The sequence below is a fragment of the Pleionea sp. CnH1-48 genome, assembly GCF_024124665.1.
In the GTDB taxonomy this organism is placed as follows: Bacteria; Pseudomonadota; Gammaproteobacteria; order Enterobacterales; family Kangiellaceae; genus JAMXSB01.
Genome location: NZ_JAMXSB010000005.1, coordinates 110503 through 134398 on the forward strand (window position 1 = coordinate 110503; position 23896 = coordinate 134398).

At 43.6% G+C, this 23896-nt stretch carries 26 protein-coding genes; 18 read left to right on the forward strand and 8 right to left on the reverse strand.

The genetic code is table 11. The features are described 5' to 3' along the window. Positions 1–164: 164 nt before the first annotated feature. The 3 genes from NH399_RS09315 to NH399_RS09325 all read left to right on the forward strand — a co-directional run bounded on the left by NH399_RS09315 (position 165) and on the right by NH399_RS09325 (position 2388). Positions 165–476 (forward strand): hypothetical protein, encoded by a 312-nt coding sequence (locus NH399_RS09315; RefSeq protein WP_253039368.1) that lies wholly within the window; start codon positions 165–167, stop codon positions 474–476. Next, positions 476–1495: a hypothetical protein gene (locus NH399_RS09320; protein ID WP_253039370.1), complete on the forward strand. Its 1020-nt coding sequence runs from the start codon at positions 476–478 to the stop codon at positions 1493–1495. The genes NH399_RS09315 and NH399_RS09320 overlap by 1 nt, the downstream gene beginning before the upstream one ends. A gap of 470 nt (positions 1496–1965) precedes the next feature. Then, positions 1966–2388, forward strand: a complete 423-nt coding sequence (locus tag NH399_RS09325; protein ID WP_253039372.1) for a hypothetical protein — start codon at positions 1966–1968, stop codon at positions 2386–2388. A 101-nt stretch (positions 2389–2489) separates the two neighbouring features. Here the strand turns inward: NH399_RS09325 and NH399_RS09330 are convergent, their stop codons facing one another. Continuing rightward, positions 2490–3023 carry a hypothetical protein gene (locus NH399_RS09330; RefSeq protein ID WP_253039374.1) on the reverse strand — a complete coding sequence of 178 codons (534 nt, stop codon included), beginning with the start codon at positions 3021–3023 and terminating at the stop codon, positions 2490–2492. Between the two features lie 248 nt (positions 3024–3271). On the opposite strand from NH399_RS09330, the gene NH399_RS09335 reads away from it, so the two are divergent. Further along, positions 3272–4240 (forward strand): LysR family transcriptional regulator, encoded by a 969-nt coding sequence (locus NH399_RS09335; RefSeq protein WP_253039376.1) that lies wholly within the window; start codon positions 3272–3274, stop codon positions 4238–4240. Between the two features lie 83 nt (positions 4241–4323). Here NH399_RS09335 and NH399_RS09340 read toward each other — a convergent pair whose 3' ends face one another. From NH399_RS09340 to rapA, 4 genes are all read right to left on the reverse strand, one after another. Further along, the gene (locus NH399_RS09340; protein ID WP_253039378.1) at positions 4324–4740 is read right to left on the reverse strand and encodes a hypothetical protein; all 417 of its coding nucleotides are present in this window, start codon (positions 4738–4740) and stop codon (positions 4324–4326) included. Positions 4741–4842: 102 nt separating this feature from the next. Next, on the reverse strand, positions 4843–5535 hold the full coding sequence (locus NH399_RS09345; RefSeq protein ID WP_371876071.1) for an esterase/lipase family protein: 693 nt from the start codon (positions 5533–5535) through the stop codon (positions 4843–4845). Between the two features lie 9 nt (positions 5536–5544). Next, on the reverse strand, positions 5545–6384 hold the full coding sequence (locus NH399_RS09350; protein ID WP_253039382.1) for a tRNA(His) guanylyltransferase Thg1 family protein: 840 nt from the start codon (positions 6382–6384) through the stop codon (positions 5545–5547). 266 nt (positions 6385–6650) lie between these two features. Continuing rightward, positions 6651–9530, reverse strand: coding sequence for an RNA polymerase-associated protein RapA (rapA, locus tag NH399_RS09355; RefSeq protein WP_253039384.1), 2880 nt, complete (start codon positions 9528–9530; stop codon positions 6651–6653). Positions 9531–9807: 277 nt separating this feature from the next. Here rapA and NH399_RS09360 point away from each other — a divergent pair, with 277 nt between their 5' ends. The 13 genes from NH399_RS09360 (at position 9808) to NH399_RS09420 (ending at position 20923) form a co-directional block, all read left to right on the forward strand. Beyond that, positions 9808–10440: a hypothetical protein gene (locus tag NH399_RS09360; RefSeq protein WP_253039386.1), complete on the forward strand. Its 633-nt coding sequence runs from the start codon at positions 9808–9810 to the stop codon at positions 10438–10440. A 190-nt stretch (positions 10441–10630) separates the two neighbouring features. Continuing rightward, positions 10631–11176, forward strand: coding sequence for an ATP-dependent protease subunit HslV (gene hslV, locus NH399_RS09365; RefSeq protein WP_253039388.1), 546 nt, complete (start codon positions 10631–10633; stop codon positions 11174–11176). 27 nt (positions 11177–11203) lie between these two features. Next, positions 11204–12538, forward strand: coding sequence for an ATP-dependent protease ATPase subunit HslU (gene hslU, locus NH399_RS09370; RefSeq protein ID WP_253039390.1), 1335 nt, complete (start codon positions 11204–11206; stop codon positions 12536–12538). 126 nt (positions 12539–12664) lie between these two features. Further along, positions 12665–13042: a gamma-butyrobetaine hydroxylase-like domain-containing protein gene (locus tag NH399_RS09375; protein WP_253039392.1), complete on the forward strand. Its 378-nt coding sequence runs from the start codon at positions 12665–12667 to the stop codon at positions 13040–13042. An 8-nt stretch (positions 13043–13050) separates the two neighbouring features. After that, entirely contained in the window at positions 13051–13797 is a 747-nt protein-coding gene (gene ubiE, locus NH399_RS09380) for a bifunctional demethylmenaquinone methyltransferase/2-methoxy-6-polyprenyl-1,4-benzoquinol methylase UbiE (RefSeq protein ID WP_256489433.1), read from the forward strand. A 71-nt stretch (positions 13798–13868) separates the two neighbouring features. Next, a complete protein-coding gene (locus NH399_RS09385) occupies positions 13869–14489 on the forward strand; it encodes an SCP2 domain-containing protein (protein ID WP_253039393.1) in 621 nt (206 codons plus the stop codon). Continuing rightward, the gene (gene ubiB / locus NH399_RS09390) at positions 14486–16132 is read left to right on the forward strand and encodes a ubiquinone biosynthesis regulatory protein kinase UbiB (protein ID WP_253039402.1); all 1647 of its coding nucleotides are present in this window, start codon (positions 14486–14488) and stop codon (positions 16130–16132) included. The genes NH399_RS09385 and ubiB overlap by 4 nt, the downstream gene beginning before the upstream one ends. Positions 16133–16313: 181 nt before the next feature. Then, a complete protein-coding gene (locus tag NH399_RS09395) occupies positions 16314–18335 on the forward strand; it encodes a bifunctional diguanylate cyclase/phosphodiesterase (protein ID WP_253039404.1) in 2022 nt (673 codons plus the stop codon). 163 nt (positions 18336–18498) lie between these two features. Next, entirely contained in the window at positions 18499–18834 is a 336-nt protein-coding gene (locus NH399_RS09400) for a histidine triad nucleotide-binding protein (protein WP_253039406.1), read from the forward strand. A gap of 46 nt (positions 18835–18880) precedes the next feature. Beyond that, positions 18881–19126 (forward strand): twin-arginine translocase TatA/TatE family subunit, encoded by a 246-nt coding sequence (gene tatA / locus NH399_RS09405; RefSeq protein ID WP_253039408.1) that lies wholly within the window; start codon positions 18881–18883, stop codon positions 19124–19126. A 17-nt stretch (positions 19127–19143) separates the two neighbouring features. Then, positions 19144–19536: a Sec-independent protein translocase protein TatB gene (gene tatB, locus NH399_RS09410; RefSeq protein ID WP_253039417.1), complete on the forward strand. Its 393-nt coding sequence runs from the start codon at positions 19144–19146 to the stop codon at positions 19534–19536. Further along, positions 19529–20308: a twin-arginine translocase subunit TatC gene (tatC, locus tag NH399_RS09415; RefSeq protein WP_253039427.1), complete on the forward strand. Its 780-nt coding sequence runs from the start codon at positions 19529–19531 to the stop codon at positions 20306–20308. The genes tatB and tatC overlap by 8 nt, the downstream gene beginning before the upstream one ends. A 144-nt stretch (positions 20309–20452) precedes the next feature. Beyond that, positions 20453–20923, forward strand: a complete 471-nt coding sequence (locus NH399_RS09420) for a DUF4442 domain-containing protein (RefSeq protein ID WP_253039429.1) — start codon at positions 20453–20455, stop codon at positions 20921–20923. A gap of 54 nt (positions 20924–20977) precedes the next feature. Here the strand turns inward: NH399_RS09420 and NH399_RS09425 are convergent, their stop codons facing one another. Both NH399_RS09425 and NH399_RS09430 read right to left on the reverse strand, forming a co-directional pair. Then, positions 20978–21349 (reverse strand): VOC family protein, encoded by a 372-nt coding sequence (locus NH399_RS09425; RefSeq protein WP_253039431.1) that lies wholly within the window; start codon positions 21347–21349, stop codon positions 20978–20980. Between the two features lie 2 nt (positions 21350–21351). Next, a complete protein-coding gene (locus NH399_RS09430) occupies positions 21352–22710 on the reverse strand; it encodes an alkaline phosphatase (protein ID WP_253039433.1) in 1359 nt (452 codons plus the stop codon). A gap of 199 nt (positions 22711–22909) precedes the next feature. On the opposite strand from NH399_RS09430, the gene NH399_RS09435 reads away from it, so the two are divergent. Further along, positions 22910–23362, forward strand: a complete 453-nt coding sequence (locus NH399_RS09435; protein WP_253039435.1) for a hypothetical protein — start codon at positions 22910–22912, stop codon at positions 23360–23362. On the opposite strand, the gene NH399_RS09440 is transcribed toward NH399_RS09435, so the two are convergent. Further along, positions 23359–23850 carry a hypothetical protein gene (locus tag NH399_RS09440; RefSeq protein ID WP_253039437.1) on the reverse strand — a complete coding sequence of 164 codons (492 nt, stop codon included), beginning with the start codon at positions 23848–23850 and terminating at the stop codon, positions 23359–23361. The two genes, NH399_RS09435 and NH399_RS09440, sit on opposite strands and share 4 nt — an antisense overlap. Positions 23851–23896: the final 46 nt, after the last annotated feature.

Below are 23896 nucleotides of genomic sequence, written 5' to 3' on the forward strand. Positions count from 1 at the left end.
AAAGCCCCTCCTTCTTAGCGCTCTTATTTACCTATTACGACAACTCGTTAACCTATGGCGACATAGCTATTTCTTTATAATTAACAAGTAGTTATGGTTAAACCAAGTTAAGCTTTTTGTGTCTTGGTAACAAGCTCTCGTCTTCTATCAACAAAGGAGCCGACATGATGAAGTCAAAGAATATCTCCCGTGTAGAACTTTTGGCCTGTCGCCTATCAACAGTAATACCCTCCTTCCTCTTAATGCTGTTACTAGTGCCGAAAAATGCCATTCGATATCATAAAGCCAAGTCAGCATGCTCATTGGAACACAAATTATCGGGAGGCATTATCGGTACTCCGATCCTCTCTCCCAAACACAGAACCAATAACACTCACAATACCTCGCCAACCGCTTTCTCTTCCTCTCAACGCTTTTTGAGACGAATAAGAAATCAAGCCGACACTGAAAATACGCGCTCAGAGGAGAGTCGATAATGAACTCTTCCCTGAACAAAAACAGTCAAATTCAAATCAATCCTGTTGTTAAATGGTGCAAGGGAAAGCGCCACGCGCTGATAATGGACCTTAGTAAACAGAGATTTCAGCAAATGCCACTTGGTGTTGTTTATCTATTGGATTACTTAAGTGGCAAACCAAAAAATATCACTCAAATTCAAAACATGTTTCAAAAGCAACGAGAGCAAGTATCAAGTTATGTTGACTACTTGATTGAGAATGGCTGGATCACAACGAGTTCAGATAAAAATCAAGATCGTCATGAAGAGTCTTCAACATCAACACACAGAGTTATACAAAGCTTATATGTAAAACTCGATGGACAAACCTCTCTAGAATGGTTATCGAGAATCATTGTAGGGTTAAGAAAGCATAATGTCGTAAAAAACCTTATTTTTGTTATTTCTGAACAGTCGGATCTAGAAAGGCTCAGCTATCTCGATGCTATAGACACTACGAGCACATTAGGTTTTCAGAGCATCGGTTTATTTATAACAGCAAATGACTATTATTTAGAAAGCCATCGTGCCTTGTTTTCGAATATAGAACTCATCATCTGTGACTCAGACTTCAAGGAAAGATACCTATCAAAGAACACAGAGGATGAGTCATATAAAATCATAGAACTTTCGGATATTCTTGATGTTTCTGTCAATAGATTTACCTGTGACTTTTTTTCCTACCAAAAGTGTGTTGACGGAAGTAAGGGCATGGAAAGCTTATACATAGATCTCAATAAGAACGTTTACCCTCATCCTTTAGAATCATCCTACAAGCTAGGACAAGCCCATACTATTGAGCAATTAGAAACTACTTTAAAGAGTAGCAAGGCAAATATCTATCAAAAAGTAAGTAAAAATAAAGTAGCGAAATGTCGCGACTGTGAATATCGTTTTGTCTGTCAGAACCCTGTATGGTCTCGTTCTGACAGAGAAGACTTATATTCAGAGCCAACTAACTGCAACTATAATCCAATAAAAGGTCGTTGGATAAATTAGAGAAAATCTTCATACTTCCCTTCCTAACTTTAACCATAAAAAGTTATCCAATCCTATAGTCTTATGGACTCAATGGTTCAGCTCTAATAAACATATTCTTCTTATTGATAGTATCATTTTAAAATATCAAATCCTCATAAGCACTCTACCTAGAAGGAACTCAAGAAGAAAAAATCTAATGCCGATGTAATCTAGTAGGCGATATTTTTCATCCTCTGCAAGCAAAACTTCAGCTGGTGTTAGTTAACTGCAGAAAGCATTTACCTATTGCGACAACTCGTTAACCTATAGCGACATTCATATTTTCTTTTAATGACAAATAGTTACAATTCCTCACGTCGAAATATTGTTGTTTTGACAGCGCTGCCAGCTTAGCTTTTATTAGGAACAGCACTTGATGGGTTAAGTTCGCAGCACCAGTAACTGTGTTAAGCATAGCTACTAAAACAAATTATTCTGAGGACTGAAAAATGAAAAAGCTATTAGGGGTATTGTTCCTATTTGCCAGCATAAGTACTATGGCGGGAACTCACGTTTATCGTAATACAAGTGGCAATGTTCACTATCTGGGCCACTATGCCATTCAGGTGATTTATACAAATCCAGTGCAAGCTCACCAGCCCGTGTATTCTTGGCGAGAGCATCGTAATTTTGATGGCACACTAGGTATCCACAATCAGAACGCTAAGCTCATTGGTTATACCGATGGCAATGGCGTTCTTTCTGTTGTATTACCAAGATTACCCTACGATCCTATCCATTGTGGTACATATATTGGTGAGCGAGTAGCGGTGGGTTCTATCCATGCTCGAAAGTCAGCACCTATTAATTTCACAATCCAGGTACCTAGAGTTGGACCTCTTCCACCTTGGACTGGTGAATGTCGTCCTTAATAGTTGTTTATCGATGAGCAATATCACTTAGGAAAAGGTGCACCAATTCCTTTTCCTAAGCTGGTAGTGGTAATTTTATTTCGCCTAGAGACTTTTTCCTTTTAGTAAGGCACTAGAGATAAATTATTGACTTTTATTTGTTGGCAGGTTTTACCGTAGCCCAAAGCATATTTCAGTGTAGGGTAAACTCGACAGGAACTAATGCTATAGGCAAGAACAATAAGTCCTTGATCCCCCCATAAAGTGCGTATTTTTTCACGTAGCTCATCAGCCCCGGGGTCATGAGCTAAAACAAGTTCAGTAAATTGCATCACTAATGCAATCTCCTCTGGCAAGTTGTCTAGCTCTCTACGAATAATTGAATGGATAATATCTGGGCTCACCTTTGCTTCCAAAGCCATATTAACAACTAGTTGGGCACAAGGTCCGCAGTCATCCCATAAAGCCGCCCGAATTCTCGCGGCGAATAGAGGCCCAGCAGATAACTTACCCGAATAAGATGACATAGTTTGAAATCCCATAAACTTCAGGAATGCGCCAAGGTCAGCTTTCAAGATATCCTGCTGGTAATGAACATCGTAATTATAACGATGCTTAAACGCCACCAACATTTTGTTGAATACATATCGAATCATTTTTTAATCACCCTATATTAATAATGAGCCTTTAATTATTCTCTGGTAAGTTAGACGACAAATAGAAACCATGTTGATCCGCATTAATATGGAATAGTTAAAATAAGCTGTCGATACAGATCCAAACTAAAGAAAAAGTTTCTATCTCCGCTTGACCTATTGTAAGGATTTAAAAATCGGCGAAAAATGGGCTAGCATTCCTAGCAGCCATGAATATTATTCAGGAATATTTTTGATATACTCTTCGAATGGATAAATTACGATCTTTAGAAATATTTTTAGCAACTTGCGATGGCGGCAGCTTTGCTGCAGCAGCGAGAATGTGTGGTAGCGATCCATCTACGGTTAGCAAAGCAATCAGTCGATTGGAAGCAGAGCTAGGTTTAACCCTTTTTCAGCGCTCTACTCGACAGCTACGCATTACAACGGCAGGTAAACACTACTCTCATACCGTACGCAAATTGGTTCAAGACCTATCTTCCTGCGAAGATGAGTTGAAGCACTTGAATGATGCTCCCAGAGGAACTCTCCGAATCAGCTCTGCCGTTTGTTACGGCCATCTTTATCTGCGCCCTTTATTACGAGCATTTTGCCATCAGTACCCTGACATTAAGTTGGAGATTGAGCTCAACGATTTACACGCGGATATTATTGAAAATGATATTGATGTCGCTTTACGTACGGGTTATGTAAAAGATAGCCGACTGGTGGCACGCCGTCTCAGCCCAATGGACTTTCTTACTTGTGCGTCACCTGATTATCTAGAGGCACATGGAACACCAAGCTGCGGTGAAGACTTCCAACGACATCAATGGATTGGTTTTCGAATCAAAGAAACACAGCAACTACAGCCTATCTTCTTGCCAGACAGTGAGGGGGAATATATTCCTTATGAGTTAGAAAGAACTCATATCACTGATGATGGCGAAGCGATGGCATCTATGTGTGCCGATGGTTTAGGTTTTGCTCAATTACCACACTTTCTTGCTAAAGAAGATTTAAACAATGGCACTCTAATTTCTCTTTATCCTTACTTCAGACTTCCACAACCAGACAGCGGCGTATTCGCCATCTACCCTAAACGTGATTATCTTCCAGCCAAAGTTAAAGTATTCATCGACTTTCTTACAGATTCATTAGCCACTATGGGAGAAAGTACCAATCATACCTGGGCCGAAAATTGGACTCCGGTTATTAGTTTTGAAAGGAAAGATTAGACCCAAAAACATAAATCGAAAGTACGACTGTTCTCAACCAACATCAGAGAGCCGTTAATACTCTTTTCCTCTTTCCAACTACATCATTCAATATCCACTCTTTTCCACTGTCCTTCTTCTAACACATACTTCAACTTATCTGTCTCATATATGATATCAGAGTAAATTTCTACCTTTTGCTTTGATGAAAACACATACACAAACGGTTCAGAGAAGGAATTTATAACACGGTTGCCATAGGGATAATTTCCATAACTGCCACAACCGAGTCCCTTAGCAAAGCCGTTATCTAGAATAATTTTTTGCCACTCATCAGGCTTAGGATATTCTCCTTTCTTTTGATAATAGTCGTTCAAAATGAGAGACATCTGATGAAGCAAACAGTGATCTCTGATCCGCTGATATGACTCTCTTTCTGATTTCTCATACTGGCCATCAAAAATTACATGGAAAACAACAATGCTCAAGATAACAAAAATAAGAGCAGTAAATTTTTTCATCTCTAACTTCCTTAAGAAATAACCCATTTAATTCCATCCGTGTTCCCACACCTCCTATGCATGTAATCACGAGTAATATCCATTTACTAACGTCCAAATAAACTACAAAGGTTTGTCGCTAAACTGTCCTTCCTTTAAAAAATAAGCTACCTGCTTCAAAACACGACGATCCCACATCATCAGCGTGTGCCCAACGTTCATTTCTAAAAAATCGCTCATTTCTTCCAGTCGAGTACTTTCAACAGAGACCTTACCATCGTTTTTCCCTTTAAAGAGGCCAGAAAACCAAGGGTCGGAGGAGCGATTACCCGCGATAATGCCAATTTTGGCATCTATACGCTTCAATCGATTGGGAATACTGGCAGCATCGGTGCCCAATTGTTGGCCAGCAGGCCCAGTAGACCAGCGAAAGAAAGGCCAGCCGGATATTTTATCCACGACCTCACTGCCCTTATTGGGAGGCCCCAGCATCACAACACGCCCTAGCTCATCAATAGCATGCTGTTGTAAGTAGTGACGAACCAGAATGCCACCAAGCGAATGGGTAACAAAGTGTATCCTACCGCTTCGGCCTGACTGGCTGCGACAAGCTTCGAGAGCCTGAGGAATCACACTGGATGATAAATATTCAATCGCAAAGGATGTGGAGGGATAGCTTTGATTCCAGACCCAATAACCAAGAGACTGCAAATGCTTTTGCAGTCTTAGCATCGCTAATCGACTACGCCCCATTCCGTGGAGCAAAATGACACATTGGTTATTTGAGTTATCTACAATGTTGCTATGACTAATAATTTGAGTCCTTTAGTGCGAGACTCGGTAATTATACTGACGAATTTTGCGCGGCACATTCAGTCGCGACTCATGCTCATCGATCAGTCCCGGAGTCTTCTGAATAAACTCACTTATTGAAGAGAATTGATACTCTTTAAAATGATTCGAGCTGTTAGGAACATATAATCTGGGGTGGTGTTGAATATTTTCAACTTCAACATGTTTGTTCAGCGAAGATACCTTACTCCAGATGTAATCAATATTATTGTAGTTCTGTTCGCTGTAAAGCTCAGTAGAGGGCACACCGTTTAAACGCAGCAATTTGGTTGCTGAATTGCGCACATATGTGGCATAGCGGTGGAAAAGATAATTATAAACTTGCTCAGAGTCTTCAAACTGGATAGGGCGACCATCAAAGGATTCGGCGTCGAAAAGGGTGCTATTTTGGATGTCAGCGCCACTATGGATAGCCAGTTGATACTTATGTTGGGTGAACAAAGCAGAGAAGGTAGAGGCAATAGTTGTCGTTATTTTGAACAGTCGACCATCGTAGTTATTCGGCTTGGCGTTCAAAAAGATCGACACTTCGTCAGAGCATGTCATAGCACATAAGAAGATATTGCGAACTTCTCTAGGGCAGTTTTGCTTAAGCTTCTCATAAGTCCCAATCAATGCTTTCTTGATCAGAATATCAAAAGTGCCAGGCTCAACTTTGTCCTTGAGGTACTTTTTGCTTAAACCAATGCCATCGATACGCACGCATAAATATCTGCCGTCATCGACCGCACCCATTGTTTCTGTCGATCGCTCCATACGCTTGAACGTATGATCCAACTGACAGCCCATCCGAATATAATTTTGCAAGTTCATTTTGACCCTCACGCACCCTTTAGCTGACTATTTTTCGCCCAACGAAAACACAGAGAGAGATATCGCAATTCATGTGAATTCGAATACTTTTATAAAAAAATTTGTCAGATTTGTCCGTGAATGGTCTGTGATTATTGCGTGATCCAATATTATCACGCAAAAACGCGTCATTTTTGAACAAACTTTGTTCAAAAGTGTCATATTTATGCAATATATCCCCATTGAGATATGCAGCCATAAACTCCATTTTATGGCTGTACAAAAAATCAACTATTGATAATTAGACGTAAACCGTCCATTTGGCAGGTAGCACGACGAATAAAGTCGTCACACAATTTTATCTTGTTCTCCAGAAACTCAATTTCTTCATCACGGATGTTAGGATTCACCTTCTTTAAAGAAAGCAAACGTTGAAGTTCCAGGTTGAGACTTTGCTGCATTTTCTCTTTGGCGCTTGCCTGCATCGCTGGCAATAATTCCAAAGCCAGCTCCTTACTTCTTTCCATCATGGTCTCAACATCAGCTCGAACCTGCTCTACTACCGTACGGGCCACCTTCTTCTTCAACGGTGAACACAGCTGACTTAGCTTGTCGTGAGGCATTACAGCAGACAAGTTCTTACCATTGGCATCGATCAACAAACGAATCGGCTCGATGGGCAAATAGCGTTGTAGCTCTAGCCATTTAGGGGCGACACTTCTTGGCGTATAAATGACCTCTAGCAACAGAGTTCCAGGCTTTAGGCCTTTTAGCGAAATGGTGGATACGGTTGCATTACCAAAATCCCCTGACTGTATATGCTCCATCACCTCATCTACCATGGGATGTTCCCATGATAAAAAGCTAATATCTTCACGTGACATGGCCACTTGACGATTAAAGGTAATTAAACTTCCCTCTTCTTTTAATCCAGAGAAATGATCGCCTCTCATCTGCTCTCCGGGCCGAATAAAGTGTGTGGCCTCTGAGTGATCGTCCAGATCCACGCCAAATTCACGGAAAACCTCTTCCATATAGGCCACTAATTCGTAATCGGAGTCTTTTTCTTCTAACTCCGCGACCAATTTTGACGCCTTATCATGGTCGCAAGAATTCAACTCCATTAACCGATCACGACCTTCCTGAAGCTTGATGTGCATGTCGCGAGTGTACTCTGCCGTATCTTCGATCAGCTCTTCGTAACCTTCCAGCTCACCGGATAGGGCATAGTTTAAGCGTGCTGAAAAATGCTCAAAAATACTAAAGCCAGAACTGCAACTCTTCTCGAATAGATTCAGGCCTTCGTGATACCAGCGTAACAAAATATCTTGAGAGCCCTTCTTTATATAAGGTATATGAATAGAGATGGGATGAGTTTGACCAATACGGTCCAAACGACCAATACGCTGCTCCACCAAATCCGGGTTAGTTGGTAAATCAAACATGATTAAATGATGAGCAAACTGAAAATTACGACCTTCACTGCCGATCTCAGAACAAACCAGGATCTGCGCACCACCTTCTGGCTCAGCAAAATAGGCGGCAGCTCGATCTCGCTCCAAAATACTCATGCCTTCATAGAAGGAAGAGCTGCGCACACCTACTTTCAAGTTCAAGTATTTATCCAGTTTCACCGCAGTGTCAGCATGGTGGCAAATCAACAGAACTTTTTCTTCTTTGTGCTCTTTTAACCACTCCACCAACCAGGTGACTCGTGGGTCTTGTTGTAACCAGCGGTCATCCAAAAACAGGGTTTCAGGATAAAGGCCGTCAACACCTTTCATCGGTTGATCAAATTCATCGGTGTAAGACGACGGGCAGGGTTGAGGATAGGTAAACAAGTTCCGCTCAGGGAAGCCAGAGACACCATTGCGGGTATTACGGAATAAAATTCTTCCAGTACCGTACTGGTCCAACAGTAATCGAATAAGCTGTTGTCGTGCATCAGCCTGATCAAGAGAAGGCCCGAACTGCGACTTTAAATCATCGTTCAACAAGCCATCGAGTTCACTCTTAATGGCGTCAACATCCGTCGGTGCCATATTGGCAGCATCATCCAGTTGTTGCAGTAACTCCACGATATGATTCAGTGTCTGATAGCCTTCCTGTTCCTGCTTAAACACTTGCAAATCATAAAAACGGGCAGGGTCGAGCAGTCTTAAACGGGCAAAGTGACTTTCGATACCTGCTTGCTCAGGTGTTGCCGTAAGTAGTAACAGCCCTTGGCATTGACGCGAAAGCTGCTCAACACACTGATATTCTTCGCTGCTTTCTTCTTCACTCCAGACCAGATGATGGGCTTCATCAACCACCAGCATATCCCACTCGGTTTCCAGTACCATGGATTTGATGCGCTCATCGCTCACCAAAAAACTGGAGCTGCAAATGATGCGTTGTTCGGCTTCAAAAGGATTTGTAGACTCAGATCCGGTGCTTTCAGCATGCTCAAATTCTTCTTGCAGAGCAGATACCCGGCCTTCGTCATAAATCGCGAAAGAAAGATTGAATCGACGTAGCATCTCAACTAACCACTGATGCACCAGACTCTCAGGCACAACAATCAATACACGATTGGCACGGCCACTGTGCAGTTGTTGATGCAGAATCATACCGGCTTCAATGGTTTTACCCAGTCCAACCTCATCAGCCAGCAGAACTCGAGGCGCATGACGCTTAGACACTTCATTAGCGATATAAAGCTGGTGTGGCAACAGGCCAATACGCCCACCTTGCAATCCAGCAATGCTGGATTGTTGTAACTGAGAGACTTTTTCTAAAGTATCGACACGTAGTTCATAGGCTCGATTGCTATCAAACTGCCCACTGATTAAGCGTTGGCCAGGCGTGGTAAACTGCACAAAACAATTCAGTTCAAGCTCATGGACTTTGCACGGTTGCCCAGCGACATCTTCACAGTCATAAACCAATAACCCCTTTTCGTCCGTCACCCCCTTCACCACAAACTGCTCTTCGTTCATGTTAGAGATGACTTCACCGGGTGTGTATTCGATACGACTCAAGGGAGCGGCATCAACGGCATATACCCGTGTTTCGCCTACCGCAGGGAAGCTGACTTCCATACGACGACCAGAAATATTATTGATTAATCCAAGACCTAACTGGGCCTCAGTGTGACTGACCCAACGTTGACCAACAACGACCTGCATACGAATGATGTACCTATTAGAAAATGTTTAAAACGGAGTAGCCCGAGAATTCGAGGGCGCGCATTCTATCATCGCTTAATTCATCAGTGCAGCCTTTATTTTATGTTAGGCAGAATTCACAAACTTGTGGGCTTTTTTTTGCGTCAATCTCTTTAACAAATAATACAGACACTCTGAAGCTCTGGCTGCTAAGTCATTGATCTGTCAGCATCTCTCATTGCGGTACGATATTTGCTCAATTCAGTACCAAAATAACCACGAAGCATGGAGCACACTTATGAAATCGATTAAATCATTGTCTGTCACACAGTTTTTCTCACTGATGGTTTTGTGTTTAACCCTTAACATTGCCACCCTTCCTAACAGCCACGCCATTTTCCTAGAAGCCGATAGTCTGCAATCGAACGGCGTTAACAGCACCATTGATATCTGGTTTTTCAGTTTTACTGGGGTCGGCCCCAATACCAACAACGTTCAGGTATCGGACGTCAGCGGATTTTTTGATCTGGATCTCGACATGATCATTTACATTGACGATGGCACTTTCTCGAACGTTTTTGCCATGGATACCGCAATGGGTACCGATCCCAATATCAACACCTTTCCGGTGGGAGATTATATTGCGGTGATTGGCAATCATCCTTTAGCCGTGGGTGAGCTGGGTCCGTTTCAAGCTGATGCCTCTTTAGGCCAAACTCACTACGATTACGAATTTAATGGACTAGAACCCAACAACGATACAGAAATCAGCATAAACTGCGTTCTTTCTGGCAATCTTGATGGCACTTTTACCACGCGAGTGCTCAACTCTAATACCTGCTACATGCCCGTTTCCGAGCCTTCTGGTTTTGGCTTTTGGCTCCTTGCGGCCAGCCTGTTACTCATAACCAAACGAGCGCGATTCGTGTAAACCCGACAGGATCAATATCACAGGTCGCCTTTCTCTGACGGCCTGTGATACAAAGAGCATCTCTTTTGCCCTTATCTGATGGCATCATTCACTTATCTTCCTTGAAAACCAACAGACCAGCCCCATAATTAGCCCACTTAGTGATGCTTTTTAAAAAGCCTAATCAGTGCACAACACCAAGGAGTTCGCATTGGATCAATTTAGAGGCACAACGATTCTATCTGTTCGTCGCAATGGCGAAGTTGTCATCGGTGGCGACGGGCAGGTATCTCTTGGCAATACCGTTATGAAAGGCAATGCCAGAAAAGTAAGACGCCTATACCACAATAAAGTATTAGCAGGCTTTGCTGGTGGAACTGCCGACGCATTTACGCTGTTTGAACGTTTTGAAGCCAAGCTAGAGATGTATCAAGGGAAAATGCTTCGAGCCGCTGTCGAACTCGCTAAAGACTGGCGAACAGATCGTTCTTTACGACGCTTGGAAGCTATGCTCATTGTCGCAGACAAAGAACACTCTTTTATTATCTCGGGTAACGGCGATGTTATCGAACCCGAAGCCGAGGGTGGGCTGTTAGCCATAGGTTCTGGCGGTTCATTCGCTCAAGCTGCCGCTAAAGCTTTGTTAGAAAAAACCGACCTACCGGCTCGCGAAATTGTCGAAACTGGGTTAAAGATCGCAGGCGATATCTGCGTCTATACTAACCACAATCACATCTTCGAAGAACTTAAAGACTAATTAATTTAGAGACAGTAAGTATTAACTATGACACAAATGACTCCGCGCGAAATCGTCCATGAACTGGATAAACACATCATAGGCCAGAATCAGGCAAAGCGAGCCGTTGCCGTTGCACTACGTAACCGCTGGCGCCGGATGCAAGTTGATGACTCTCTGCGCAACGAAATTACTCCCAAAAACATTCTAATGATTGGCCCAACTGGGGTGGGTAAAACCGAAATAGCCCGTCGCCTGGCCAAACTGGCTAATGCGCCTTTTATCAAGGTTGAAGCGACTAAATTTACGGAAGTCGGTTATGTAGGTCGTGACGTCGAGTCCATCATTCGTGATCTGGTCGATGCCGCCTTCAAAATGTTACGTGAGCAGGAGCTAGAACGCGTTCAGCACAAAGCGACTGACTCAGCAGAAGATCGCATACTGGATGCACTGTTACCGGCACCGCGTCCAACAGGTTTTGATACCGAGTCACAACCAGCCGAAGAGCAGAACAGTACCCGTCAGGTCTTCCGCAAGAAATTACGCGAAGGCACGCTCGACGACAAAGAGATCGAGATTGAAGTACAAGGTCCTAGCGTTGGTGTCGAAATCATGGCGCCTCCCGGCATGGAAGAAATGACCAATCAACTTCAGAGCATGTTCCAAAACATGTCGCCAGACCGCACCAAGCGACGCAAGATGAAAGTCAAAGACGCCATGAAGCTGTTGCGCGAAGAAGAAGCAGAAAAGCTGCTGAATCTGGACGAACTTAAAAATCAGGCGGTCGAAGCGGTAGAACAAAATGGTATCGTCTTTTTAGATGAGATCGACAAAGTCGCCAAGCGCCAAGAATCCTCGGGTGGTGACGTATCTCGAGAAGGTGTACAGCGTGATCTGCTGCCGTTAGTCGAAGGCTGCACTGTTAGCACCAAATATGGCATGATCAAAAGTGATCACATTCTGTTTATTGCCTCAGGTGCTTTCCACTTGTCGAAGCCTTCGGACCTGATCCCAGAGCTTCAGGGCCGCTTACCGATTCGCGTTGAACTTGGCGCCTTGTCGGTAGATGATTTCGTGCAAATTCTAACTGAGCCAGATGCCGCATTGACTAAGCAGTATGTTGCCCTCTTGGCCACAGAAAACCGCACCATCGAGTTTGCAGAAGATGGTATTCGTCGAGTTGCAGAAATCGCCTGGCAAGTGAATGAGAGAACCGAAAACATTGGTGCTCGTCGCCTGCACACGGTGATGGAGCGTTTGTTAGAAGAAATTTCATTTAACGCCACCGACTCAGAAGAAGCCATCATCATTGATGCCGCCTATGTTGATCAACAATTGGGCGATCTGGTTGAAGACGAAGATCTCAGCCGCTTTATTCTATAAGTATGAAGCCCTCTCGATAAGCTGAGTATCTTTCAGCTTATCGAGTCTCTTTGCGCTAACTGGCATGTTGTCGCGTTTTATGCTCAAATGCGTTCCATTAAGACGTTCAATGGCTGCTGTATCCTGATGACTGAAGCGCCCATCAATATTCAATTCCACCAACAAAGCCAGATTCTCGACATTGTCTACTCTGATGTCAGCTATCACCTTTCTGCCGAATACCTACGTGTTTTCTCTCCTTCAGCCGAGGTTAGAGGTCACGGTGGCGGACCACTCAAACTGATAGCCGGAAAAAAAGACGTCAAAATCATCAACATCGAACCTGTCGGCCACTATGCAGTTAAGCTGACCTTTGATGACGGACATGACTCGGGGCTGTATACTTGGCAGACTTTTCGCGAGTTGGGCGAGCAACACTCCGATAACTGGCAACATTATCTTGAGCGATTGGCGAATGAACATCTAAGCCGAGAGCCCAATACCGTTCAATACAAGAAACTTTAAGACTCATTATGGAAGAAAAAACCACGCACTTCGGCTACCAACAGGTCAACGTCGAAGATAAGCAAAAAAAAGTAGCCGAAGTATTCCATTCTGTTGCTGCAAAATATGACATCATGAATGATTTGATGTCCTTTGGAGTACACCGCCTTTGGAAACGCTATACCCTGGATATGAGTGGTGTTAGACGAGGCCACAAGGTACTGGATTTAGCCGGAGGCACTGGTGATCTGGCAGCCAAATTTGCTCGCAAAGTCGGTAACGAAGGCCAAGTGGTATTGGCAGATATAAATGCTTCCATGCTATCCGTCGGCCGTGACAAATTACTTGATAACGGCGTTGGTGGTGCCATTGACTTTGTTCAAGTGAATGCTGAAACCCTGCCCTTTGCAGATAATACTTTTGATATCGTTACCATCGCGTTTGGTCTGCGCAATGTCACTAACAAAGACAAAGCATTGGCTAGTATCTACCGTGTACTCAAACCAGGTGGACGACTGCTAGTCTTAGAGTTTTCTAAACCTCAGCATGACTGGATGTCAAAAATCTATGACGCTTACTCATTCAGCTTGCTACCAGCGATGGGCAAAATCATGGTGAACGACGCCGATAGCTATCGCTACCTGGCAGAGTCCATTCGCATGCATCCTGATCAGGAAACGTTAAAATCAATGATGATAGAAGCTGGCTTTGATGATGCCGAGTATCACAATATGACCGATGGCGTTGTCGCTTTACATCGTGGCTTCAAATATTAAGAAGGTATTTTAAAAATGAGGCCCAAGCGCCTCATTTTTTACATCGATGAACTAACCACCGAGACAATTTGATGCTCACTTTCAATCTACTGTCAGCTGGTATTATAGAAAAAATCATCCAGTCGCTAATAAAGTTAGATCCGGATTCTCAACACCGGTTAAAAGAACTCGAAGATAAACAAGTTGCGATCAAATTAACCGACATGCAACTTACACTGATTTTTGATATTTACGACGATTCTATCTTTGTCACTTCTCATAGTGAGCAACAACCCAATGTGACTATGTCTGGAACAAGCTTTGCCTTCTTTAACCTATCAGCCACTGAGCGTGGCGGCGATGCTTTGTTTAAAGGCGATATCCATTTTGAAGGTGAAGTGGGTACGGCACAGAAGTTTCAAAACTTTTGGCAACAGCTTCACATCGACTGGGAAGAAGAACTCTCTAAGTACACAGGCGATATTGTCGCTAATCAAGTGGGTAGCATAGTCAAAAACACTCACGAGCAAGTTAAGAAATTGTTTTTTACTGCTCGCGACAACACCGCAGAATATTTAAAAGAAGAAGCCAGACTTACTCCATCAAAACTTGAAGCAGAAGATTTCTTCGACGAGTTAGATGATCTAAAAAGTGATGTAGAACGTTTGGCAGCAAGAGTTAACCGACTGGCAGAAAAAATACATAACCAATGAAATCTTTTAGCAACTTATCACGACTTTTTCATATCAATCGAGTGCTCATCAAGTACGGGCTCGACGAATTTTTTGCCGATACGCCCATTGCTGGCTATAGCCGCGCATTCAAATATCTGGCTTTTGCCAGTCGCCAATATAAAGAACATTCTCGCGGCGCTCGGTTGCGTATGGCTCTCACTGAGCTAGGTCCCATATTTATCAAGTTTGGGCAAATGCTTTCAACACGTCGTGATTTGTTGCCACATGACATTGCCGAAGAACTCGCGCAACTACAAGATAAAGTGCCTCCTTTTTGCGGAGAAGAATCTCGCAAAATCATTGAAAAGCAATTGGGCATGCCGCTCGACAGTGTTTTTAAACACATTGATGAAGAGGCCATGGCATCGGCTTCTATGGCGCAAGTTCATGGCGCAACCCTACTGGATGGAACGGAAGTTGTTGTTAAAGTTATTCGCCCCGGTTTGCGTAAAAAGATCAAACAAGATCTGGAGTTGCTTCATCAAATTGCCGGGCTTATCGCTCAATACGTTAAAGACTCAGAGCGTTTTCATCCAGAGAAAGTCGTTAGAGACTACGAAGTTACTATCTATAACGAACTGGATTTACGTACAGAAGCGGCCAGTGCGACTCAATTAAGGCGCAACTTTATCGATAGTAATCGATTGTACGTACCCGAAATTTATTGGGACTACACGCGAGAAAAAGTACTGGTGCAAGAACGGATTTATGGTATTCCTATTGCCAACGTTGACGAGCTCAAAGCCGCCGGCACTAACATGAAAGAACTAGCTCATCGCGGTGTCGAAATATTTTTTACTCAGGTATTTCGTGATAGTTTTTTTCATGCTGATATGCATCCAGGCAACATTTTTGTTGATGTTACTGATCCCGAGCAGCCCACTTACATTGGCATAGACTGCGGTATTATGGGTACTTTAGGCGAAGCCGACAAAAATTACCTGGCAGCTAACTTCCTCGCTTTTTTTGAACAAGATTATCGCCGTGTTGCAGAGTTGCATATTGAGTCAGGATGGGTGAACCCAGATACATCCGTCGAATCGTTCGAGGCAGCAATAAGAACCGCTTGCGAGCCCATCTTTGGTAAACCCCTGTCAGAAATTTCTTTTGGTGTCTTTTTGATTCAGTTGTTCCAGGTAGCGCAACGCTTTCAAATGGAAGTACAACCTCAATTGGTACTGCTGCAAAAAACATTACTCTATATAGAAGGACTCGGCAGGCAGCTTTATCCGCAACTGGATCTTTGGGAAACTGCTCAACCATTTTTAGTGGAGTGGTATAAAGATAAAGTGGGCCCCAAAGCACTTATTAAAAAGATAAAGCAAAAATGGCCTTACTGGATCGAAGAGTTGCCAGAAATGCCAGAACGTCTGTCGCAATTTTTGACCGCAGATAAAAATCATCACCGACGTAATCAACAGTTACAACAAGAACTCGTTCAATTGCGTCGCCAGCAAAAGCGTCAACAAAAAGTGAATCTGATGTCGATGCTTGGTCTCGGCTTGTTGGTTTTATCGGCTGCAATGATAAATCAGCACATGATTGACAACACTATTGTCACCATTACAGCAGCAGCTGTTGTCTTTATCAGTGCCATACGAACAAACTCAAAAGAGAAATAATCCACACAGTAGTATGTTACAGAGCCAACTTGGAAGGCTTAAAACACAACAAAAATATTTCAAACAACAATAATAAGTAGCTTTTTTGCGCTTAGGGTGTCAAATATTTAAACAAATGTTCTCAAAACTGAGGTATTTCAGCTATAACTTGTATAGGTATCGCTGTTCACACCGCAAGTAAATGGACTACAACATACAACAAGAAGTCATAGAAGAACTCCAACCCTATTTGACGGGACTCGAAACGGTCCATACACCTATCTGGATATACGACATTGATTACTACCGAATTCCCTGGGCAAATCACTCAGCGCGATCGTTATGGCTAACCGAATCCTTAACAGAGTTGGGCAGTCGCGATTTTCAAGACGGTATGCCAGAAGCCATACAATTGTTACTTAAAAATTATCAACAGGATTTCATAGCAGGCAAACATCATTCAGCCTGGTGGACTGTTAGACCTAAAGGGGTAAAAAAAGAAGTCTATTGTAACTTCTCTGGTATTCGATGTAAGGATCGTATGCTGATGCTTTGCGAAGGCATTATCGATCGTGAAACCATGGAAACTCAATCTCACCTAGCTTCAGGTGAAACTCTGGCATCACTCTATCATCACGATGGAGGCTTCAGTAATAGTAACGAAAACTTTGCGCGACAATTTGGCCTTACCATTGGACATATTCAAGATCTACTGGGAAAGGATTTTGATGTGCAACAGTCCTTAAAGAAACTAAAAGAAACGCCTCTCATTAACTTTGAAAAAGCGATCAATATTCGCAGCCATCAAGTTTGGTATGATTTTGAAGTTCGCCTAGTTCCAAGTAATTTGCAGATCCTGGTAAGCCAACGCAATATTGATGCACGCAAACAACAAGAACTCAAAACTCAACACCTTATTGAGCACGATGGGCTGACGGGTTTAAAAAACCGATTGGGAATGCTAAATAGCATGCAACTGCTCATCGAAAAAAATATTCCCTTTTCTATTTATTTTATTGATCTGGATGGGTTTAAAACCGTTAACGATACGATGGGGCATCAAACAGGCGATGCGTTATTAAAAAACATTGCCAATAATATCAAAGCAGGTCTAGATGCCGATGCACTTGTTGCACGCTTAGCAGGTGATGAGTTTTGTGTCTTAGATAAATCACTTAGCAATCTGCAACAAGAAAAAGTGGCTAGAATTATTTTGGCGGCAGTAAAGAACTCTGGCAAGCTCATCAATTTATCCACCGAAATAAAAACAGGTGCCAGCATAGGCATCGCCAGCTACCCCATCGATGCCAAAAACACCGATACGCTGTTAAGCTATGCCGACAGTGCTATGTATCGCGCCAAGCAGTCGGGCAAAAATCGATGGAGTCAGTTTCAACCTTTTATGTATGTAGAAATCCAGCGCAAGCTCACGCTTAAACGAATGATCATACAAGCTCTGGAAAATGATGAGTTTATACTCCATTATCACCCCGTTATTGATAATGCCAACCGTACGATTATGGGAGTGGAAGCTCTGATCCGCTGGAACTCGCCCGACTTAGGCATCGTGATGCCAGACGAATTCATTCCTATTGCCGAAGAATCCGGTTTAATGCCAGAAGTGGGCTTATGGATCATGTCGACCGCTCTGCAGCAACTAGCAGACTGGCAAAAACAGTTAGAGCATAGGCTGGATTTATGCCTCAATATTTCGGGCTCACAACTCAACGAGTGTTTTGTTGATCAACTACAGGAACGTCTGGACCATTATCAAATATCCCCTCACCAGTTGTGGCTAGAGCTTAATGAGAGCACTTTTACTATCAACTTGAACCATATCGAAAAGAAGCTCAATCAGCTATCACAGATGGGCATAAGAATCATGATCGACGATTTTGGAACAGGGTATTCCTCACTAGCGTATTTGCATCGTCTTACTATTCATGGAGTGAAAATTGATCGCAGCTTTATTCAAAGCCTGGAGCAATCTTTAACCATCGTGCAAGCCACTAAGTCCATGTGTGATAGCATGGAGCTAAAGATTATTGCCGAGGGTGTAGAAACTCAAGAGCAACGCCAAGGCTTATCCTCACTCGGTATTCACTGGCAGCAAGGGTTCTTTTATGCACGTCCAATGGCGGCTGACAAATTGACCGATTCCTGGTTTAAAATTGAGTGCAATGAAGGCCACACCTACGCCTTACATAAATCGTTAACAAGTTAGAGTTAACCTATTCCTCTTTGCTCGATTCAACTTTCCTCCGCATAAAGTGCCAACTATCTCAAAACTACAACACTAGTTTGGTATAAACTGCAACCTGGGGTAACATAACAGGATTCGGTAGTGTAGCAATTAACCCGATCTGCCAATTAACTATGGGTCATATATGAACGACTGTATTTTTTGTAAAATAATAAATGATGAAATTCCGTCTCAAAAAGTCTTCGAAGACGAACACCTTGTAGTGTTTAAAGACATTAGCCCCAAAGCACCCGTTCATTTATTAGTCGTTCCACGCAAGCATATTGCTAGCCTGAATGAAGCCGACGAATCTGACCGCGAGCTCATGGCTCATGTAATGCTCACCATTCCTAAAATTGCCGAACAGGCGGGACTTCAGGCGGGTTACAGAACCGTTCTCAATACGGGCAAAGGCGGTGGCCAGGAAGTTTTCCATATCCACTTTCATGTTCTTGGCGGCGGCCCTATGCCTTTCGCCTGATCATCAGAATTTTCTTAGATTAAGTATTAGTTAGAGGTATTAATTTATGGCTCCAAGCATCTGGCAACTGGTTATCGTGCTGGTCATTATCTTGCTGTTATTTGGCACCAAAAGACTGCGCAACCTGGGCGGCGACTTAGGTTCGGCTTTTAAAGGCTTCAAAAAAGCCATGAATGACGACGAAAAAAAGGCCGAACAAGACAGCCCAAAAGCAACGCTAACCGATGAGCAACAACAAGCTCGCACTTTTGAAGGTGAAGCCGAAAAAGTGAACGAAGAGTCTAAAAAGTAAGCAAATGAGAGCACTACATGCCATTTGATATTGCTTTATCAGAACTCGCTGTTGTCGCCATCATTGCTCTGGTGGTACTAGGCCCGGAGAAACTTCCCGTGGCCATGCGCACGGTTGGTCGCTGGATAGGTAAGGCGAAGCACACCTTTTCTACCGTCAAAAACGAAATCAACCGTGAGCTTCAGATCGAAGAGCTGCGTTCGCAAATTCAGCAGCAGCAAGAACAAATGGAAAAACTGGCGCAAGACGGTCAGCAATCCATTGATGAGTTTGCCCGTACCACCCAGCAGCAAATTGAAGACACCCAGGAAGAGTTTCGACGAGAAATGGAAGAGCAGCAAAACAGCATTCTGCCACCGACGTCAGACAAACCGAATGACGATGTAGAAACTTCAAAGCATCATGACTGATTCATCTAATTACAACGACCCAGAAATGCCTCTGGTCAGCCATCTGGTTGAACTGCGTTCTTTGGTTGTCCGTTCACTATTGGCGGTAGCCATTGTCTTTTTAGGCCTGGTGTATTTTGCCAATGATATTTACGCCATTGTCTCTAAACCACTGACCGAAGTGCTGCCAGAACATAGTCAGGTTATTGCAACGGGCATCTTTGCCGGGTTCTTTATTCCGCTCAAGCTGACCATTGTGGTGTCTATTTTTGCAGTGATGCCCTATCTGCTGCACCAGATCTGGAGCTTTATTTCACCAGCCCTCTACGGCCATGAAAAGCGCTTTGCTTTGCCACTGCTCGGTAGCAGTATTATTCTTTTCTATCTCGGGTTAGTTTTTGCCTACTTTGTTGTTTTTCCTCTAGTTTTTCAGTTTTCGGCCAGTACCACTCCTGATGGTGTCGCCTATACGCCCGACATCACCAAGCAGCTTGATGTCATGCTTAAGCTGTTCTTTGCCTTTGGGTTTGCCTTTGAAATCCCAGTGGCGACAGTGTTGCTGCTTTGGTCAGGACTGACGACCAAAGAAAGCTTAAAAGAAAAGCGCCCTTATGTGGTGGTTGGCATCTTCGTCTTTGCCATGTTTATTACACCACCAGATATCTTTTCCCAGACACTCCTGGCCATTCCAATGTGGTTCCTGTACGAGCTAGGGATCTGGTTTGCGGTTTTCTTTAAACCCACACCACCCGAGTCGCAGGAAATCGCCGAAGTCTCTGACAAAGAAGAATAATTCTCTCTCATGCCTATCCAACCGATAGGCATGATGACATTCCTGATTCTATCTCACATTCGTTCTGTACAAAAAACACTCATTGATGTTGTGGATAATCTCATTTATTATATGAGCTTTACAACTGGTACGACCAGATAGATTATGAAACCAGCAATGACACCGCGCTGGCTAAAGCGCGTATTAAACCTGTGGCCCCCCTTTTTGGGAGCGGGTATCAAAGTACTCAATATCAGTGATGACTGGACTTCTGCACGTGTCAGGCTGAAATTGGGTAAACTTAATTCTAATTACTTCGGCACCGCTTACGGTGGCTCCTTGTTCTCGATGACCGATCCCTTCTTTGCCTTGTTACTCCTTAACAAACTGGGGCGACGGGATTATATCGTTTGGGACAAAGAATCCAGCATCAAGTTTATTGCCCCAGGCAAAACCCATGTTTATGCCGATTTTGAAATTACTCCAGAGATCCTGGAAGACATCCGCCAGAAAGCAGGCGAGCAAGATAAGTACGAACCTACTTTGGTAGTTGATATTTACGATGAGCACAAAGAGCTGGTCGCTAAAGTCAGCAAAAAACTCTATATCAAAAAGAAGCGCAAAGAACAGTCATAGAGATGCCAACCTTGGCATCTCTTTTTCCAGAAGTATTTCAAGGTACAGAGTTAGTTACTTTTTAGCCTCTTCGTAGAGAGCACAAACAGCCCCGGCAGGATCTTTAATCACAGCATACATAGACCCAGCCATCGACTTAGGCTCTACAACAATGCTGCCACCCAATGCCTCACAATCTTTTAGCGACTGTTCCAGATCATCAACCAATAGATAAATCATCCATACTGGCGGCAATCCGCTATTGGCTCCTCTTGCATGGCACACGCCAGCCACCGCTTCGCCATTATCAGGTCTTAGCATACTGAAATCTTCGTACTCCCCCATGCTAACACCCTCAGACTTCCAGCCCACAACGGTTTGGTAGAAATCTCGAACCTGTTCGGCGTTGTCTACCGTCAAGTCCGTCCATGCAATCTGGCCTTTCATAGTCACTCTCCTGTTTTGCTTGTTAGCCAATCTCTAATTTGCTGACCAACAAAAGTGTTATGATGATGGCCGCGAAACATCGCACTACCAGGCCCCATTCCATAAATATATACATCAACGCCTGTATGTCCATGAGTTGTCCAGCCGCTATGGGTCACACGATTAATCACGCGCTTAAGAAAAGCATACACTTTTTCACCATTTTTCTTATCAACTCGCAACCAGGCACCTTCTTCTGACGGTGTTAACACAACCCCCAGAGGTTTTAGAAGCTCTTTAAGTTCGGCTCCCTCAACCAGCTGTTCGGCATAGCGATACAAAGGCTTTTTCATTTTTCGTAATACTGATGTATTAAAAGCGTATCGGTCATCATTTTCAAAACGGCCACCAATAGATAACCCGCCAGTCTCATGATCCGCGGTGACTAAAACCAGAGTGTTCTTATCTTTTTGCGCAAACTGTAAGGCGACTTCGACTGCTTTGGCGAACTCATCCATTTCATGCACGGTGCCATTAATATCATTATCGTGACTGGCCCAGTCAATTTGGCTGCCTTCAACCATCAAGAAGAAGCCATTATCATTATTTAACCGCTGCACGGCTGCCGCTGTCATTTCAGCTAAATCAGGCTGAGAGGCTTCGCGTTCTAATACTGCAGGCAATGCATCATCAGCAAAGAGCCCGGCCACCTTGTTGCCACTGCTTGTCAGTTCTTTTTTGTTACGCGCAATATCAAAGCCAAAAGCTTTTAACTCTGTAACCAAATCTCTATCTTCACGCTTAAAATATTTCCAGCCGCCACCCAAAAAGACATCAATGACAGGCTTTGAACCATACTGGTTATCAACAAAGTAGTCAGCAATCTGGTTGTAGGATTTGCGGCTGTTAACGTGAGCAATAAACGCGGCAGGTGTGGCGTGAACAATTTGTGATGTAGCGACCAAGCCAGTTCTCATGCCCTTCGATTTAGCGACTTCTAACACTGTGGTGAGTTTTTTCTGGCGAACATCGACGGCAATTGCACCATTATAAGTTTTATGACCAGCGCTATAGGCCGTCGCAGACGCCGCAGAATCAGTCACCTGTACGCCACCCTCACTCACATTGGGTGACACAGTGGTTTTATCTTTAGAGGCTTTCCAGGGCGCAGGATCGGTTGCCAAAGAACCCAGCAGAATAGAATCAAAAACAGTGTTCTCGATTGGGTGTGTTGATGAATTGTCCTTAAAGATACGATAGGCCTTAATATGGGCAGGCCCCATACCATCGCCGACCATGAGAATAATATTTTTGGGTTTTTCTGCCGCCCATAGCACACCACAAAATATCAAAGCCAAACACACACTTACCCGTCTTACCATTACCCTTGCCTTACTAACGCTAAAAGTGCCGCTAGCATAAGGGTTGAAAAAACGAAGCGCAAATAGCTTTCGCGACTATCTGTGACAACAACAATTACTTTTCGACGATAAGTGCACGAAACTGACTAACGCTCGTGCATGCTCATTAGACTCAGCGTATAATAAAGGACAAAAGGAAAGCATCTTACAAACGAAACTCATGAAACACATTGCTATTATTTTGGTTGCCGCTGCTGTTACCGGTATTTTACTGAAACCTTACTTTGCACCAGCAGACAGTGCACAAGGCGACAAAAAACCTGAGCCCCATCAAAAAGTAACGCCTCAAACATCCGCCCTCGCAGCCATCTATGAGCAAGAAGTCCAAGAGTCACACTGGGCGCTTTCCAAAGAGCAAGAGATCTCCAGTAAGCTTTTATCCGCTCCGAATCAAAACACACTTTCAACTCAGGGCATCACATTCTCAGGTGTTCACTGCAAGCAGTCCATTTGCCAAGTACAGCTGACGCTGGATTCCAATAATAAGGTTTCGTCACAACAATTAGCAGCGGTATCGCAACTGCTCAAACCAGAAAAACCCGACGTCAACTTCGAATCAGAGCATCAACAAACTCAAGCCAACCAACTGACTCTGTATATCAAGCAACGTTAGATCCATATCATTGCCGCAGCAGCGGGCGTTAACGACAACAGAGTAATCAGACAAACCCACAAAGCTTTATAGCCACTCTGTGGCTTGGCCAAATGCTCACGGGCATGCAAATTCAACCACTCGATTTCGTCAGCACCAATGCGTCCCGGCTCGACATAAGTATTATAAAGCCGCTGCTGGAAAGCATCCGAATAGAAGAATCCATTAATTAGAGCCTGACGCACCACGCTCATATATTCTTGCCGCCAATCCAGAGTATCCAGATGTGACTCACAAGACACAGCCTGTTCCCACTGCTCTCCCTGCCATAAAGAATAATGATGATTACGCAGCCATAGATCCAGAGTCTGACGACGTTTAAAAGGGTCTTCTTGTCCGTTAAGATTTTTTAATAAGGCTTTGTATGCCACCTGATGATGACCGGTATCCCGACGGTTTTCAGAAAGTCTCGACGCATCCCCATCGATATCTTCAAATGCTACAACCATAACACCTTCTCCAACCCAAAAAGCTCTTAGTCAGAATAGTGGTTAA

Bases quoted from the DNA above. Each gene is read 5' to 3' on its own strand.
- NH399_RS09315 (WP_253039368.1), top strand. From the start codon at position 165: ATGATGAAGTCAAAGAATATCTCCCGTGTAGAACTTTTGGCCTGTCGC.
- NH399_RS09320 (WP_253039370.1), top strand. From the start codon at position 476: ATGAACTCTTCCCTGAACAAAAACAGTCAAATTCAAATCAATCCTGTT.
- NH399_RS09325 (WP_253039372.1), top strand. From the start codon at position 1,966: ATGAAAAAGCTATTAGGGGTATTGTTCCTATTTGCCAGCATAAGTACT.
- NH399_RS09330 (WP_253039374.1), bottom strand. From the start codon at position 3,023: ATGATTCGATATGTATTCAACAAAATGTTGGTGGCGTTTAAGCATCGT.
- NH399_RS09335 (WP_253039376.1), top strand. From the start codon at position 3,272: ATGGATAAATTACGATCTTTAGAAATATTTTTAGCAACTTGCGATGGC.
- NH399_RS09340 (WP_253039378.1), bottom strand. From the start codon at position 4,740: ATGAAAAAATTTACTGCTCTTATTTTTGTTATCTTGAGCATTGTTGTT.
- NH399_RS09350 (WP_253039382.1), bottom strand. From the start codon at position 6,384: ATGAACTTGCAAAATTATATTCGGATGGGCTGTCAGTTGGATCATACG.
- rapA (WP_253039384.1), bottom strand. From the start codon at position 9,530: ATGCAGGTCGTTGTTGGTCAACGTTGGGTCAGTCACACTGAGGCCCAG.
- NH399_RS09360 (WP_253039386.1), top strand. From the start codon at position 9,808: ATGAAATCGATTAAATCATTGTCTGTCACACAGTTTTTCTCACTGATG.
- hslU (WP_253039390.1), top strand. From the start codon at position 11,204: ATGACACAAATGACTCCGCGCGAAATCGTCCATGAACTGGATAAACAC.
- NH399_RS09375 (WP_253039392.1), top strand. From the start codon at position 12,665: ATGACTGAAGCGCCCATCAATATTCAATTCCACCAACAAAGCCAGATT.
- ubiE (WP_256489433.1), top strand. From the start codon at position 13,051: ATGGAAGAAAAAACCACGCACTTCGGCTACCAACAGGTCAACGTCGAA.
- NH399_RS09385 (WP_253039393.1), top strand. From the start codon at position 13,869: ATGCTCACTTTCAATCTACTGTCAGCTGGTATTATAGAAAAAATCATC.
- ubiB (WP_253039402.1), top strand. From the start codon at position 14,486: ATGAAATCTTTTAGCAACTTATCACGACTTTTTCATATCAATCGAGTG.
- NH399_RS09395 (WP_253039404.1), top strand. From the start codon at position 16,314: ATGGACTACAACATACAACAAGAAGTCATAGAAGAACTCCAACCCTAT.
- NH399_RS09400 (WP_253039406.1), top strand. From the start codon at position 18,499: ATGAACGACTGTATTTTTTGTAAAATAATAAATGATGAAATTCCGTCT.
- tatA (WP_253039408.1), top strand. From the start codon at position 18,881: ATGGCTCCAAGCATCTGGCAACTGGTTATCGTGCTGGTCATTATCTTG.
- tatB (WP_253039417.1), top strand. From the start codon at position 19,144: ATGCCATTTGATATTGCTTTATCAGAACTCGCTGTTGTCGCCATCATT.
- tatC (WP_253039427.1), top strand. From the start codon at position 19,529: ATGACTGATTCATCTAATTACAACGACCCAGAAATGCCTCTGGTCAGC.
- NH399_RS09420 (WP_253039429.1), top strand. From the start codon at position 20,453: ATGAAACCAGCAATGACACCGCGCTGGCTAAAGCGCGTATTAAACCTG.
- NH399_RS09425 (WP_253039431.1), bottom strand. From the start codon at position 21,349: ATGAAAGGCCAGATTGCATGGACGGACTTGACGGTAGACAACGCCGAA.
- NH399_RS09430 (WP_253039433.1), bottom strand. From the start codon at position 22,710: ATGGTAAGACGGGTAAGTGTGTGTTTGGCTTTGATATTTTGTGGTGTG.
- NH399_RS09435 (WP_253039435.1), top strand. From the start codon at position 22,910: ATGAAACACATTGCTATTATTTTGGTTGCCGCTGCTGTTACCGGTATT.
- NH399_RS09440 (WP_253039437.1), bottom strand. From the start codon at position 23,850: ATGGTTGTAGCATTTGAAGATATCGATGGGGATGCGTCGAGACTTTCT.